The organism is Nostoc sp. C110 (assembly GCF_043099725.1).
GTDB lineage: Bacteria > Cyanobacteriota > Cyanobacteriia > Cyanobacteriales > Nostocaceae > Nostoc > Nostoc muscorum_A.
On the sequence record NZ_CP171148.1, the window covers coordinates 2630984 to 2647200 of the forward strand.

Annotated in this window: 11 protein-coding genes and 1 riboswitch; of the genes, 8 read left to right on the forward strand and 3 right to left on the reverse strand. The window is 40.5% G+C overall.

Annotated elements, in window-relative coordinates:
• Window positions 1-543: 543 nt before the first annotated feature.
• From ACFFRD_RS16860 to glpK, 3 genes are all read left to right on the forward strand, one after another.
• Window positions 544-1836 carry a hypothetical protein gene (locus ACFFRD_RS16860; RefSeq protein WP_392482430.1) on the forward strand — a complete coding sequence of 431 codons (1293 nt, stop codon included), beginning with the start codon at window positions 544-546 and terminating at the stop codon, window positions 1834-1836.
• A gap of 950 nt (window positions 1837-2786) precedes the next feature.
• The gene (locus ACFFRD_RS16865) at window positions 2787-3956 is read left to right on the forward strand and encodes a PAS domain-containing protein (RefSeq protein ID WP_392482431.1); all 1170 of its coding nucleotides are present in this window, start codon (window positions 2787-2789) and stop codon (window positions 3954-3956) included.
• A gap of 130 nt (window positions 3957-4086) precedes the next feature.
• Window positions 4087-5601, forward strand: coding sequence for a glycerol kinase GlpK (glpK, locus tag ACFFRD_RS16870; RefSeq protein WP_392482432.1), 1515 nt, complete (start codon window positions 4087-4089; stop codon window positions 5599-5601).
• A 4-nt stretch (window positions 5602-5605) separates the two neighbouring features.
• Here the strand turns inward: glpK and ACFFRD_RS16875 are convergent, their stop codons facing one another.
• Window positions 5606-6892 (reverse strand): MFS transporter, encoded by a 1287-nt coding sequence (locus tag ACFFRD_RS16875; protein ID WP_392482433.1) that lies wholly within the window; start codon window positions 6890-6892, stop codon window positions 5606-5608.
• Window positions 6893-7910: 1018 nt separating this feature from the next.
• Here ACFFRD_RS16875 and argC point away from each other — a divergent pair.
• Window positions 7911-8882 (forward strand): N-acetyl-gamma-glutamyl-phosphate reductase, encoded by a 972-nt coding sequence (gene argC / locus ACFFRD_RS16880; protein ID WP_392483090.1) that lies wholly within the window; start codon window positions 7911-7913, stop codon window positions 8880-8882.
• Window positions 8883-8938: 56 nt separating this feature from the next.
• On the opposite strand, the gene ACFFRD_RS16885 is transcribed toward argC, so the two are convergent.
• Window positions 8939-9937 carry a DUF1350 family protein gene (locus ACFFRD_RS16885; RefSeq protein ID WP_392482434.1) on the reverse strand — a complete coding sequence of 333 codons (999 nt, stop codon included), beginning with the start codon at window positions 9935-9937 and terminating at the stop codon, window positions 8939-8941.
• A 935-nt stretch (window positions 9938-10872) separates the two neighbouring features.
• A riboswitch (cyclic di-AMP (ydaO/yuaA leader) is annotated at window positions 10873-11087 on the forward strand.
• A gap of 161 nt (window positions 11088-11248) precedes the next feature.
• Here ACFFRD_RS16885 and ACFFRD_RS16890 point away from each other — a divergent pair.
• The 4 genes from ACFFRD_RS16890 to ACFFRD_RS16905 all read left to right on the forward strand — a co-directional run bounded on the left by ACFFRD_RS16890 (window position 11249) and on the right by ACFFRD_RS16905 (window position 14898).
• Entirely contained in the window at window positions 11249-12520 is a 1272-nt protein-coding gene (locus tag ACFFRD_RS16890) for a glycosyltransferase (RefSeq protein WP_392482435.1), read from the forward strand.
• 104 nt (window positions 12521-12624) lie between these two features.
• Window positions 12625-12822, forward strand: coding sequence for a hypothetical protein (locus tag ACFFRD_RS16895; RefSeq protein ID WP_179075102.1), 198 nt, complete (start codon window positions 12625-12627; stop codon window positions 12820-12822).
• 617 nt (window positions 12823-13439) lie between these two features.
• Window positions 13440-14081 (forward strand): hypothetical protein, encoded by a 642-nt coding sequence (locus ACFFRD_RS16900; RefSeq protein WP_094327655.1) that lies wholly within the window; start codon window positions 13440-13442, stop codon window positions 14079-14081.
• 10 nt (window positions 14082-14091) lie between these two features.
• Window positions 14092-14898, forward strand: a complete 807-nt coding sequence (locus ACFFRD_RS16905; protein ID WP_392482436.1) for a pentapeptide repeat-containing protein — start codon at window positions 14092-14094, stop codon at window positions 14896-14898.
• A gap of 122 nt (window positions 14899-15020) precedes the next feature.
• On the opposite strand, the gene ACFFRD_RS16910 is transcribed toward ACFFRD_RS16905, so the two are convergent.
• On the reverse strand, window positions 15021-16208 hold the full coding sequence (locus ACFFRD_RS16910) for a glycosyltransferase family 4 protein (protein ID WP_392482437.1): 1188 nt from the start codon (window positions 16206-16208) through the stop codon (window positions 15021-15023).
• Window positions 16209-16217: the final 9 nt, after the last annotated feature.

Sequence of the window (16217 nt, forward strand, 5' to 3'; positions counted from 1 at the left end):
AATTAAGGGTGATGTAAATTTCTCTTTAATCAAAAGAGAATATTTGTTTCAAGACTGCTGAATCAGTCTGTTAGAGAGTTAGCAAATAGATACACCTGAAATAGCTGACGCTTTTGTTCATCAACTAAGCCAGCACAACCATTTATACTTTAGTTGTATTTCACCTATTAACAAAAGAGGAATACTACTGATTTTTTAATAAAGCTAGTTTATAGGAGATCAACTCTTAACTCGCATATTTAAGTAACTAAAGCAGAAAGTATATGAACTTTTAATAAAACCTGAGCTTTATGAAGTAGCTTATGTAAATAAATACGTGTATACGTTCAGTAATAGATACTATTTGTTTATCTCCACACATCCTAAAGACGCATCCCGTTCACCAGCCAACAATCAAGTGAGAATTTTTTGAGCTTATGTCGATATTTTAAGCTTTACGATCCCATCTGAAACTTTCAGAGCATCTGGGGATTCTTACAAGTTAGACTAGACTTCTCTAGTTAGGAATAGCAATACCCACGCTCCCTATTTTTCTGAAAATATATGAAATTTAGAACCTTCAAATATCCTTTCGCACTCATGCTAGTCAGCTTCAGTTTTTTGCAGACAGCTGATGCTCAAACTCCTGTAGCTGAAATCTCTAAGCTATCTCAAGAAGTTTCTGTACTTCGGAAACAAGGTCCAAGCGGGTTACAACTATTTCTCAAATCTCATGCGAATAGGCTAAATATTAATTCTTCAGATGCGGTTCTACCTTCATCTGCACTCCGGGTAGCTTTAGATGAACTCTGTCAACAACGAGATTGTTATGCCTCTCGTCTGTACTGGTACACTGATATAGAGCAAGCCAAAGCTGCTGCTAGAACTAGTGGTAAACCTATTTTATCTCTGCGGTTGCTGGGCAGACTGGATCAGGATTTGAGTTGTGCCAATAGTAGGTTTTTCAGGGTAGCGCTGTATCCGAATGGTGAAATTTCTAAGCTGCTTCAAGACCACTTTATCTTGCACTGGCAATCGGTGCGCCCTGTACCCAAAGTAACTATTGATTTTGGCGACGGACGCAAGTTGGAGCGGACAATTACAGGCAATAGCATTCACTATATATTAGATGCATCGGGTCGTCCAATCGACGCAATTCCAGGATTATATAGTCCCAAAGCATTTTTACTTCAGTTAAAGCAGGCTGAAGTAGCGGTAAAAGATTATAGTAAACTTGCAAAAAGCGATCGCGAGGCTTTTTTAAGAAAATACCACAGCGATCGTTTAAACTCTATCCAAGCCCAATGGGTTGCAGATTTATCCCGCCTGGGTATCCAGTCTCCCCCTAAGTTGGTGAAAGTTCCGAGCAATCCCAGTCAGCCACCTACAGCAGAAAGAGCAAGTTCTTTAGCAGTTTCTAAGATGAGAGTTGAAACGCCAATGCTGAGTGCTTTTCAGTCTGATGCTGAACGGAATCAAAATGCTTTAGCTGAAATTACCGACCAGGAAGTTTGGAACAAAATCGCTCAACTCTATGCCAGCGATGTCAAGCTAGATCAAAATAGCATCTCTTTGATCAGAGCTAAAAAGTCTCAGCCTGTCAACACGAAAGAAGATAATTTGCCGATAATAGTGAAAAAATTTGAAACCACGATGGCTTTAGATACAGTCAGAAATGAATATATGCTACACAGCCAAATTCATCAATGGTTTATGCAAGGAAAGCAAACAAGCAGTGTGGAAGCCCTAAATGAGCAAGTATACGCCCAACTTTTTTTAACTCCTAGTTATGACCCCTGGTTAGGGCTTTTCCCCAGCGATAGCTACAGCGCTATTGATAATGATGGCATCCGTTAAGTTAATACAGCAGATTTTAGGTATTTACACCACAACTGAGACGAGGAGTTGAGAATCGGACAGTGCAGTTCAATTACTTGAAAAGCGCTGTAAATTGAAGCAAATAAAAGGGAGTGACGAGATTTTATAGTATTGACACCTCACCCATCACTCCTCATAACTTGCGCGTTGATTAGCTGTTACGCATTGTTAAATTACATCAGCTGACAGCTTCATTTATCCTCTAACTAAAGAGGCGGATAATTGTTAAGTTGTTATGTGATTTCCTATACGCCTATTTTTAATTTACCAAACAGAATTCAGTAATTAGAATTCCGTTTGGTATTTTATATGACTGGCAAACTTCAGTTTTCCTTTGCCCTGTGCTAAAGAATTCTATAATTGATTTTAAGATCGAAAGACTTTGATTCCCTACTTTTTACAGAAGTTGGAAATCTTGTTGTGAAATTTGTTATCAATAAATGTATTTATAAGCACAAACAAACTTAACTTAGATTATATGTCTTTGGTAGTAGTGGCTTGATTCTTGTGATGGAAGTTGGGGAAAATATTATCAGTTATTCTAGGTAATATTGAAAACAATTATCATTAACACTAAATCATTCATTGGGGGAATGACAAAGTGGCTTAAACAATAGTGAGAAATTCAGTTTGAGAACGGGGTTTTTCTGGTTATGCTGTCTTATATAAGTTTGTATACTAGTCCTAATTTTTACTGGCTTATTAGTTTGGTTATAAATGAGCCTAATCTTAGGTCAGCAAGTTAGGCGCTCCTATTGGCTTATTTTACCGAATTGTCCGACCAAAGGTAGACGTAATAACTATCAAAATACCGTAGGCTTGATGTAATAAAGTATTCAAACATCTATAAGTATTAATAGACACTCCATAATTTCTTACTAGTAGATTTTTTTTGCTCAACCTCTGCAAACAAGTAGCGGCAATTTAAGGTGAACATAGAAAAATTTATCCAACGTACAGAAATATTGCACAAGCGTTTAGCAGATTTATACCAAACTGCTAGTGTATTACCTTGGATTCCACCGGATCTACTGCCGCAAGCTTTAAAGGAACTCTATAACACCTTAAAGATAGTACAGTTAGCGGCACAAGAACTGTATCAGCAAAATGAGGAACTATTAGAAACACGAAATAGGCTAGAAGCAGAACGCCAACACTACCAAGATTTATTCGAGTTTGCGCCGGACGGCTATTTAGTAACTAATACAGAAGGAATGATTCAAGAAGCTAACCATACCGCAGCGAGGTTGCTCAATGTTTCAAAGCATTTTTTGGTGGGTAAACCAATGATGAACTTTGTTCCTCTAGGAGAACGTCAACAGGTTCGCTGCGAACTCATCCAGTTATCTGAATCAGACAGAGTTAAAGAGTTATTGGTACGCTTGCAAAAACGTCATGGTGAGTTTTTTGATGCAGCTTTGACAGTGACAGTTGTCCGCAATCAGCAAGGTAAGGCAATCTCTCTGCGTTGGATAATGCGTAATATTAGTGACCGTCAGTATTTAGAATCAGGAATAGTCAATAATGACGGCGATTTGTTCAACGATCGTCAAGTGCATAAACATTCCAAAGGAGAAACTATTCCACTCAATCCACTAGTAATTTGGTATGTTTCTCAGGGTTTGGTCAAACTCAATACTTACTGTGAAACGGGTGAAGAAGTGTTGATAGGATTGGCAACAGCAGGAATGGTTTTTGGCTCTAGTTTGACTTCTTTAAATATCTACCAAGCAACAGCCTTATCTGATGTTAAGTTGGTATCAATTTACGCGGCAGAGATAGAGGCTTCTCCAAATCTGAGCCATACGCTTTTACCAAAAATCAATCAGAGGTTACGGCAAACAGAATCTTTTTTAGTTATTTCTGGAAGGCGGCGAGTACAAGAGCGCTTGCACTATCTATTAGAACTTTTGAAACGAGAAGTGGGTGAAACTGTGCCGGAGGGAACTCGCCTAAGTGTTCGCTTTACTCACGAAGATATTGCTAGCGCCTGTTGTACTACCAGGGTAACAATTACACGATTGATGGGTAAATTACAAGAACAAGGTATTATCAGTTTTGACTCAAAAAAACACATCATCTTGAAAGATTTCCATTAATTACAGATGGGTATCTGGTGAGAAAAGATGACCTAAATGTACACAAAATAATGTATATGTGATTTAATACGCATTTCTAAAATCACTATGCCTAGGTTGGGCTACACCTACGCAGTATGTCAAAGCAGCTATGCACACACTTGGCAACACAACTCTATCATCGGGCTACATCTTAGCATTAGACTTAGGTACAACAGGCAACCGCGCCTTTGTGTTTAACGCAGACGGTAAGATTGTTGGGCAGGCATACAAAGAACTAACTCAGTATTATCCTCAGCCCGGTTGGTTAGAACATGACCCTCAACAAATCTGGGAAGATACCTGTTGGGTGATAGAAACCGCCATTAAGAATGCCCAGATTACTCCATCAATGATCGCAGCATTGGGACTAACTGTACAGCGTGAAACATGCTTGATTTGGGACAAAACTACTGGTAAACCACTCCATAGAGCGATCGTTTGGCAAGATCGTCGCACTGCTCCCCTTTGTCACGAGTTAAAAGAGCAAGGCTATGCTGATGAAATTTACGATCGCACTGGATTAATCATTGATGCCTATTTCTCTGCTACCAAACTTAGGTGGCTATTAGATAAGTTTACAGACGTTGACCTAAACAATGTTTTAGCAGGTACTATTGATACCTGGGTGCTGTGGAATCTTACAGGTGGAAAAGTCCATGCTACTGACCACAGCAACGCCAGCCGGACAATGTTGATGAATCTCAAAACCTGTGATTGGGATGAGAATTTACTAAATCTGTTTCAAATTCCGGCTCATATTTTGCCCCAGATTCAGCCTAGTTTAGGAGTATTTGGAGTTACTGATGCGGCTTTGTTGGGTGCTGAAATTCCGATTACTGCGATCTTGGGGGATCAACAAGCAGCTCTATTTGGTCATGGTTGCGATCGCCCCGGTTTGATGAAATGTACTTACGGAACTGGTAGCTTTTTGGTAGCTCACACAGGCAATCGAATTGTGCGCTCGCACCATCAACTTATTTCTACGGTGGCATGGACACAATCAAATCCAAGTGGAGCATTGGATATAGGCTATGCCTTAGAAGGTAGTATGTTTACTAGTGGAGCTTGTATTCAATGGTTGCGCGATCGCCTCAAGCTAATTAGAACTGCTGCTGAAAGTGAAACGATGGCAAATCAGGTGACAGATAATGGCGGAGTCTACTTTGTGCCTGCATTTAGTGGACTGGGCGCACCATATTGGGATATGAGTGCTAGGGGAGCTTTTTTCGGCATTACCGCCAGTGTCCAACCAGAGCATCTAGTACGCGCCGTGTTGGAAGCGATCGCGTATCAAGTTTTGGAAGTAGTACAGGCAATTAATTCATCTAGCAGTACTCCAGTTGGTCGATTAACCGTAGATGGTGGTGCTTGCGAAAATAATTTTTTGATGCAATTTCAGGCTGATGTATTAGGTATTCCAGTTGAACGTCCGATAATGCGCGATACGACCGTTCAGGGTGCAGCATTTGCAGCAGGTTTAGCTATAGAATTTTGGGAGAGCTACGAAGCGCTGGTGCAGCAACGGCAAATTGAGCGTGTGTTTGAACCGAGGAGCGATAGGCCATTATCTAACTTTGATACTTGGCAAAAAGCAGTGAAACGCACTCTGGCTTGGGAGGAGTAAATGCTTACTGCTCAGGCAAAACTTCAACTGAATGGTTACTAAAATTTTGTTCCAGATAACGTGGATCGCGCACTCCTAGGTGCAAAACTAGTGCTGTAACTAATCCACCTATAGCTGCCACCAAGAAGGCAGTTCTATAGTCAATATTATCCACTATCCATCCACCTAAAAGGGGAGCAAGCATTGTGGCAGGGGCAACAAGGGTATTACCAAGACCAATATAGGCTGGTCGTTGACGCTGATTACCAAACTCTAAGGTCATTACCGCAGCAATATTTTGCAGAGCGCTCATACCTATTCCCGCTCCTATAAATACCAAGTAAAAACAGTTTACATTTGTTGCTAGCCCAGCTAGAACCGAACTGAAAGCACAAACAACAGAACCAACTTCCAAGACCAACTTGTTACCCCAGCGATCGCCTACCCAACCCAAAACCAATCCAGCAATAGTTTGCGTTCCCATCAGCACGCCAGTAATTAACCCAATAGATGCTTCTCCCATACCTTGATGGTGTACGGCATAGAGTGTATAGAAGGGAAGTGGCATTAGGGCTAATTGTGAAAGCATACGTGCGATCGCAAAGTAACGGAAATTCTTATCGCACCGGAGAATCACATTAAGACTGGCCCAAAATTCACGTCTAGTTTCAATGGTCGATAATGAGTTGTTTACTGGTTCTCGCGTCCTAGACATAAAAAACCAAGATAGAGCCATCGCAAGGCTGGCACACAAAAAACAGAGAACAAAGTTAAATGGCTGGGCAATTTGCTTGAGCAGTAAACCAGCACTCAAAGCACCAATGATACTCATCAGATTAGCAGCCGCAGCTAAAGCACCGTAAAAAATGCCAAGCCTTCCCGATGGAACAATTTTAGCAACCATACTTTGCCAAGCAGGAGCGCTAAATCCGCTACCTAGTCCCTGCCAAATGAGGATGGCGAATGTCAAATATAAGATAGTTTGGTGATTGAGTTGTAGCTCTAATAAAGCAACTAGTGCTAATCCTAAAAAAGGAAGTTTTTGGTGAATTGTCAACCACATTACAGTTGGTTTGTAATACTGTAATCGAGCTATTCTATCAGCTGTTAATAGCTGAGGTAGTTGCCAACCTAAACGCGGAATAGCTGGGATCAGACCGATGAGCAATGCAGAATTTGTAAAACCACTAACAAATAGAGGGATAATCGTGATATAGGAGGCAAAACCAGCTCCTAAACCAAAAAATGCACTTTCAACAACATTGACGGTCAAGTTATGACGAAGGTCTTTTTGAATTTTAGAGTTAGGCATTTTTATAGATACTGCAAGTGTAGGTAAGTTTTTATTCCATATCAAAATTCGGCTGGAAAAATCCGCATTTAGAGTGTTAAAAATTGGGAAAATAAAGCTATGAGAAATCTATCTCTCAGTTGAAAGAGCGACAAATACCTGTTTTATTCATTACTGTTTTAATTCAGATTCTTTGGGATATTGTTTCTCTAAAATAGAATAAATACTTTTAAAGTTTCTAGTTTTTTACTCACGGGTGATTTTGGTAAATTGGGACAGTGTTTTAAACAGGTTTATGTTCTTTTCTTAAGCGTTTAGTAAGTGCTAAGTACCGAACAAAAATCTGAGTTCCATAGATTGTTCCCAGATGCCACACTGAAATCATCAATTGGAAAATATTTTTGTAAAAAATCTCAAGTTATGAATCTGCAAGGTTTTTAGCAATTTACACTCCAACAATTTGGAACAAATACTGTAAACCGCGATTGTACTGAGAGATAGCAAGAATAAGTCAGGTATTGTCCAGGTGTATTTAGCAGTAGGATCAGGACAAAGTAGAATTTGGAAACAGATCATCAAAGGGTTGAATGGCAGGCTTGGTAAGCTGAAAGCCTTGCATAAATAAGGCTTTTGGGAAATTATTCCTGGTGAAGATGAAGAATACGCCAAGTTGACGTGGTACTCATACAGGCGATCACAAAATATAGAAAGCGATAAAATACTGGTGTAAAGCCCAAGTATGGGAAGAAAGCGTGACTTCTTAATGCCAAGTCTGCGGAGTTTTTCAGTCGGTAATTATCTAATTTTTTACCACTTTATAAATTAAAGGATTGAAACCATCCGTTTTCTGCATAGGAGAAGAGACACTTAAAGCCTTTTTGAAGATCCTTCAGAAAGTGCAGAGTAAACAGTTGCGAGTCAGAGTTCCCCAGAACTATTGCGTGGTAAGTTTGATTTGGGGTGTAAATTCCCATCTTAAACTTTGATAACTAATAGCTGTTTTAAAATACTACTGACATCTAAGGATACTCCCCGCATGATTACTAAACCTAAGATTTTCATTGATGGCGAATCAGGAACCACAGGCTTACAAATTTATTCACGTCTTAATCAACGGGATGATATCGAGTTAGTTAGCATTGAAGCATCTAAACGTAAAGATGCAAATGAGCGAGCTAAACTAATCAATGCCGTTGATGTTATTATTCTCTGCCTACCTGATGATGCAGCCCGCGAAGCTGTTAGCTTAGTAAGTAGTACTACGGTTAAAATCCTTGATGCTAGTAGTGCCCATCGGACAGCTAATGGCTGGGTATATGGGTTCCCCGAACTCAATCCAGGGCAGAGAGACAAAATCGCCAACGCCCAGTTTGTCAGCAATCCAGGCTGTTATCCCACAGGATTTTTAGCCTGTATCCGTCCGTTGATTGCTAAGGGACTTTTAAAAAATAATTTTCCCATCACCGTCAATGCAGTATCAGGTTACTCTGGTGGCGGAAAGAATCTTATCAAACAATACCATAACTTCCATGAACAGCAAGCCGGGGGCGAGTCACTATATCCCTATGGAATCTACGGTTTGCAGTTTGGACATAAGCATGTCAAGGAAATGCATTATTATTCAGGGTTAGCATCGCCGCCACTATTTGTCCCTTCAGTAGGGGATTTTGAGCAAGGGATGCTAGTTCAAGTGCCTTTGCCGTTAGGAACTTTGGATAATCCACCATCAGGTGAGGTAATCTATGAAGCGATCGCTGATTACTACCAAGGTGAAAAATTTGTGCAGGTTGCTCCATTCCAAGATTCTACTCTGCTGCGAGACGGAATATTTTTGGATGCGATTGCAGTGAACGGCACTAATATTGTTCAGGTTTTTGTATTCGCCAATGACAGCACCAAAGAAGCATTGCTAGTTGCTCGTCTCGACAACTTGGGCAAAGGCGCATCAGGAGCCGCAATCCAAAATCTAAACATCATGCTGGGCTTTCCAGAAGAATTGGGATTGTTATAAAAAAATTGGGAATTGGGAATTGGGAATTAAAACTTTTACCCAATGCCCAATGCTCATTAGTTTGATATTTTTTTCAGTTCCTCAAGTAATTCAATTACATGATGCTCAAAGCCTCTATTTCGATCTTGAACTGACTCAATTAAAGGTTTGTCAAAAAGATTAATGACAGTATTACCTAATTGAATACCTAAAGGTTTTAAATGCCCACCGTCTAAATTTTCAATAAATTCTTGAGGCGGTCTTTTCAAAATATCAGTAAACCATTCACAGGTTAATTTAGCAATCTTATCAGACTTAAAACAGACTAAACCCATGATATTAAATAATCCACTATCCTTGATTAAATTCTTGGTTTCTTCAGGGTTTGGTTTCACACCCCAACCAAGATTATCGATGATATCGGCTAAAAATTGAGGGCGAATTGCACTGGCTGTATCGCTAATATCAGGCGCTAAGAGGATAGAAACTTGCCCTTTAATAAAGACACTGTTAATTTTGATTTTCCGACCTACATAACTGCAAATTAGTTTCTGATCTTCTATAATTTTCCGTTTCAGCTCCTCAACGAGAATGTTAATATCTTTAATTACACTTTCTATTTGGGACTTATCCGACGTATGAGATAGCAGATTCCGAATAAAAGTTTCTCTTTTTTGAATATCATCTGGCAGAGCAGTAAATCCTTCTAACAGGGAAATATATTTACAGCCAAGGCTATGTCCAATCCAAGAAAAGTTTTTATCATCTAAATAGGCTTCATAATCATATCCCTCAACACTTGCCATCCTCACAAGCTCTGGTAAAATCTCATACTGCTCTCTCATCAAAAAACCAGCTTCTACATAATGGTTAAAAGTAAAATTAAACGGCAGAAGAATAATCGTGTATCCCTGATTAAATAAAGACTGAAGTAGATAGCGATAAAAAAGCATGGGGACAAATGTACCAAAGAAAGCTCCTGCAATAAATTGAATTACTCCTTTAGGCTGTGGATGCAGAGCAACCCAACTGTGAGAAACGGGTTTAAATCTCAGTTTTAAATTTGTATTAACCATGACTTAGCAACGAGTTCATCTCATTTTGGTAGGTGTATACTTAATCTCCAAACTGATGTTGCTGCTTTTCGGATTCTTTAAAAGATATTTTCCCAAAACTGAGATACTCGAATCAATAACATAGTAAACGTTTCTACCTCTCAAACCATTTATGAAAGAGAGATATTCCGATTATTCAATAAACTTTACTTATAAGACTTCAAGAAGTTGATATCTTCATAGCCAGTATAAATATTGATATTGCCAAATTCAATTAACTGAAGGTCAAGCAGCCATCCAAATTTTGGTATGAAAAAATTGGTATTCTAGTTAAAATGTCATAAAATTTTATACATTGTTTAATTAAATACAAAGCCCAAAAAAGCCGGAAATACCTGTATTTGGAGATACAATTAGATGGTTTTACTGAAGCATATATAATACTTTTCTGATAATAGATACAGTGACACTGGCTATTACCTTCGCTAAGATTTGAAATTTGAATATTCCCCATCAAGGAGAACTTATAGGTCGTGTTTTACATGAATCTTTAGTCAGAGGATTAAAAAAGTTACTTTTAAATCTAATATTTTGATATCCTAACCAAGTACGAATGGATTAAAAACGATCCTGAAGTATCAAACTGTTGGCTCAACTCGATATTTTAACATTGCTGGTTTCCTGGTCGGATGCTTGGTTTAGCAAAATAGTACGCCATTGCTATATTTAAATCTTTGAAACTATCAAGATTATTTCATTTCCAGAAACTAAAGAAAATGTAGCAATCAACATCAGTAAGTGTCTTTTTGAGAGCTTCTCAACAACACTAACTTTCCCCTACAGTTTGATTCTTCAAAGCTAGTTACAACGCGCTTTGAAGTGATTAGCATCACCATTTTTTTGTTCATACTGTTGACATAGTTGATGACTAAAGGTTATAAAACCTTAAAGAAAAATAAATCAGTCTGCCTAATCCACTATATTCCCAACAAACATTTGTAAAGGGTAAACCGGAGCGGAGGAACCAAACCTGGGGCGTATTTTGAAGAAAGTTAATAGTTAATAGTGAGGAGTTAAAAGTTACTAAACTCACAACTCATAACTTTCTTAAGAAGGACATCTCTCAGTCCTAGCCCGTCAGCTAACTTCGTCGGCATTGAGAAGAGACTGAACGAGCAGCATTCTTAACAAGTAATGCCTTGTTCTCGTCAGTGTCCTTTGGCTGGTAACTTTGCGGTTCGTTGTGCCTGCCCTCGGCCTTGAGAGAGGATAATAATATCTTGATTTCTGGCGTTTGAGGCAGGATTATTTACCTTGAGGTGAAAATCAGCTATGTTCCAGAATAAGAAACATCGCATTGCCCTAATTTCTGTTGATGGCGACCCGGCGGTTGAAATTGGTCAAGAAGAAGCTGGGGGTCAAAATGTTTATGTGCGTCAAGTAGGTTATGCCTTAGCCCAGCAAGGTTGGCAAGTGGATATGTTCACTCGTCGTAGTAATCCTGAACAAGCTGCGATCGCTCAACATAGTCCAAACTGTCGTACTATTCGGTTAAAAGCTGGCCCAGCCGAGTTTATCGGGCGAGATAACTTGTTCCAGCATCTACCTGAATTCATCGAAGAATTTCAGCAATTCCAGCAGCGCCAAGGGTTCCATTACTCCTTAATTCATACCAACTACTGGTTATCATCTTGGGTGGGTATGGAATTGAAAAAGCAGCAACCCCTGATTCAGGTACATACTTACCACTCTTTAGGAGCCGTTAAATACAGAAGTATTGGTGATGTTCCTGTAATTGCAGCCCAGCGATTAGCTGTAGAAAAAGCCTGCTTGGAAACTATAGACTGTGTAGTTGCAACTAGTCCGCAAGAACAGAAACACATGCGGGTACTTGTTTCTAGCAAGGGAAACATTGAAATGATTCCCTGTGGCACCGATACTGACAAATTTGGGGGAATTCAGCGAACTGCGGCGCGAGAAAAGTTGGGAATTGCCCCAGATGCCAAAATGGTTCTCTATGTTGGTCGCTTTGACCGCCGCAAAGGAATTGAAACCTTAGTAAGAGCCGTTTCCAAGTCTAGTTTAAGAGGTGAAGCTAACCTTCAGTTAGTGATTGGTGGTGGTAGCCGTCCCGGTCAGAGTGATGGAATAGAACGCGATCGTATTGCTAGCATCGTGACTGAACTCGGATTAGAAAATTGTACAACCTTTGCTGGTCGCCTAGATGAAACCGCCCTCCCCTTCTACTACGCCGCCGCTGATGTCTGCGTAGTCCCTAGCCACTATGAACCTTTTGGTTTAGTTGCTATTGAGGCAATGGCTAGTCAGACACCAGTCGTAGCTAGTGATGTTGGCGGTCTACAGTTTACTGTTGTACCAGAAGTAACAGGATTACTTGTGCCTCCTAAAGATGAAGTAGCTTTTGCTGCTGCTATAGACCGCATTCTTGTCAACCCAGCTTGGCGAGACCAATTAGGTGAAGCGGCTCGACAACGGACAGAAATTGCCTTTAGTTGGTACAGTGTCGGATTCCGACTGACTCAGCTTTACACTCGTTTGTTGGCTCAAACTGCACCCAATACCAAACTCCGAATTGCAGCTTAATTTTTACAGCTTTGTGCGCGGAACTAATATCATCAGAGTGATTTTGCCGCGCCCAAATAGCCAACGACAAACTACTCAACCTAGTTAATTAGGAAGTCAGAATTATGTTGCATATCGGGGATTATGCTTTGCATCAAAGAACAGGGCAAATTGGTCAAGTTTTCGGTTATGGGCATGAGGTAATGGATGGAGTATACATAACTACCCTCAAAGTCAGAGTGAGCAAGCATAAAGGAACTCGTCGTCAAAGCAGATTTCTCGAAGATGCTTACTCTAGATGGATACTGGCAGAGGCAGAATAAGGGACTTACAGCGAAAAAACATCCCATCTCCGAATATCACAACTGTGCGTACATACAAATAATTTGGGATAATTTATTTTTTGGAAGTCCCTAAACAAATCTAGTTGTCTATCGCAAAAATTTTGATAGGTTTGTAGTAAGCACTTTAGTGCTTGAATATTTGAGGACTAAAGTCCTCACTACAAACGTATTTATCACTCATAACTAATGCGATAAGCTAACGCGCCTACATATTGCAATATTTTCCATGTAGACCGTCATTAGTCATTTGTGTTTACCAAGGACAGCAGTATTTTGAAGATAGCGGGAAAAGTTCACTGAACTTTTCCCGCTTCAGTTTAGCTAAAGACTTTTTTTGTCACATTAACTCGATCGGTAAATCAAAACAAGCATTGCCCGATTTAGGCATTGCAGCCAGCGATTTGTGCGTAATAAAGCTTGTACAATTATCAAGGTGGTTTTTACTGCCAGAATACTTCTCAGGTGTAAAATTTATCGACAGCAAAATTTTTCTACTTTGTATTTTTTCATGCTTCACTTGTGGCAAAAATTACCCAATTTAAGCACTTCTATATTGCAATAGATAACTTTTACCCTTATGACTGGAGAGCAAAATCTTGGGAATAGAACTACGCAGTTTCGTATTTCTCGACAACCTGCAACCTCAACATGCAGCATATATGGGAACAGTAGCCCAAGGCTTCTTACCATTACCAGGGGATACATCACTGTGGATTGAAATCTCTCCTGGTATCGAAATTAATAAAATTACGGATATAGCCCTGAAATCTGCTTCTGTCCGTCCGGGAGTACAGGTAGTTGAACGACTATACGGACTATTGGAAGTTCATTCTAGCTCCCAAGGGGAAACGCGAGCTGCTGGTCAAGCAATTTTGGCGGCACTAGGAGTCAAAAGAGAGGAATGTCTGAAACCGCGTGTTATTTCTAGTCAGATTATCCGCAACATCGATGCTTATCAAACACAACTAATTAATCGCACGCGCCGGGGACAGCTACTACTAGCAGGACAAACACTATATGTATTAGAAGTGGAACCTGCTGCTTACGCCGCACTCGCTGCCAATGAAGCGGAGAAAGCGGCGAGGATTAACATTCTTGAAGTTCAAGCTGTAGGTAGCTTTGGACGACTTTACTTAGGTGGGCAAGAACAGGATATTCTAGCAGGTGCGGCGGGAGCTTTAACGGCCATTGAAAATGTAGCTGGCCGAGCAAATCCTCTAGGTGGTCGTCAGGAGTAAAGGAAAGAAAATGGCAAATCGAGAGCATCTAGCTTTACTGAAAGCAGGTGCAGTGACATGGATTGAGTGGAGAAAGAAAAATCCTCAGATTGAACCAGACCTCAGTGCTGCAAATCTGCAAGGGCATAACCTTAGAGGCGCAAACCTCCAGGGGGTAAATTTGAGAAAGGTAGATTTAGGTAATGCTTTATTGGTGCGAGCAAACCTCAGTGGTGCTGACCTCAGTAGTGCCAACCTCAGCAAAGCCTTTCTCATTGAAGCTAACTTGAGTGATGCTAGCTTGAGTGTTGCTAACTTGAGTGGTGCTATACTTACGCAGGCAGATTTGAGCCAGGCTAATTTGATTGGAGCCGATTTGAGTGAGGCGAATCTGAGAGGCGCTGCGATCGCTCATGCTAATCTAATTGGAACTGATCTAAGAGACGCTAACTTGAGAGATGCCGATTTAGGTGCAGCGAAGCTAATACGGGCAAATCTATCTTTTGCCAACCTGATTGAAGCTAACTTAATTGAGGCTGACCTCAGCGAAGCAAGTTTGTACGAAGCGGAAGTATTGGGGGCATATCTTTATAAAACTGACTTATACAAAGCTAATTTGAATAAGGCTCGCTTTAGTGGTGCTTACCTGTTGCAGGCTAACTTAAGTGAAGCTGACTTGAGTCAAGCTGACTTGAGTTGGACTAACCTTAGAGGCGCGAATTTGGCAGGGGCAAATCTTAGAGGAGCCAACCTCAGAGGAGCCGACATAAGGGGAGCTAACCTCAGTGGCGTAAATCTTCAGGAGGCAATTATGCCTGATGCTTCAAAGCACGATTAGTTAGCCACAAAAGGTAATTGTGTTGATTATTACAATGTTTGCGGTAAGCGTAAAGCTCAGTCACTTTAGTACTGAGATATAAGCGACATGAGCGGCAATAAATTTATTTCTATGGAAGTCCCTTACCAGGAAATTTGCGATCGCTCTTGCACAACTCGCTGATATACTTCTTGAGTTTGCCTAGCTAATTTCGGCCAGCTAAACCGCCGCTCTAAATCCTCATAAGCGTTATCCACTAGCCATTGTCTATAACCTGGATTTTTCAACACTTCCAAAATTCCCCAAGCTAAAGAGTCGGAATTGTTCACCCAAGTAACAATGCCTGTTTTGGTATGTTGCACTACTTCGGGAAAACCACCTGTATCGGAAACCACTACAGGCACGCGAGAAGCAAAGCTTTCTAAAGCTACAATTCCAAAGGGTTCGTAAAGACTAGGAAAAACAGCACAGTCAGCAACAGTTTGGAATTTATCTAAGTAATCATCAGAGAGAAAACCTGTAAAATAGCAATGATGCCAAATTCCCAAATCCCAGGTTTGGCGTTTGAGATGGTCAGTATTTCCGCCACCGACGATGACAAATTTAACGTTACCTCCCATTTCCGAAAGGATTTTGGGTGCAGCATTAAGTAATATAGGTACACCTTTTTCGTAGGTCATGCGACCGAGGTAGTAAACGATTTTCTCATTGTCTGTAGCAAATTGGCGGCGAAAATCTAGCGCATGAAAATCTACGTGATGCTGTTTCTTTTCGGCTCTGATACCGTTATAGATAACATCAATTTTGTCCCAAGGACTGTACAATGCTCGTTCTACCTCTTGGCGCATATAGTCGCTACAAACAATAACCCGCCAAGCATTATAAGCCAGCAAGGTTTCTTTGCCATTTATATAGCCTTGTACCTCTGTGTGAATACCGTTGTAACGTCCGTATTCTGTAGCATGAATTGTGGCAATTAGTGGTATTTTAAAATTATGCTTGAGAGCGATCGCAGCATCTCCAACTAACCAATCGTGGGCATGAATTAAATCAAAGGGCCCTTCCTCCAAGATCAACTTACCACCGTGATCTCCCATACTCAAGTTGAGATTGACTACCCAGTGGAAAAAATCGTTACTATGTGCCACTGGCACCCGATGTACCTTTACTCCTTCAACCACCTCATACATCGATGCGTGACCAAACTCCGCCGTAATCAGGTGGACTTCATGTCCTAGCTTTACCAGTTCCGGGTACAATTCCGCTACATGTCGCGCAATTCCCCCAACAATCCTTGGCGGAAACTCCCAACTCAATACCAATATCTTCATCTGTTAGAC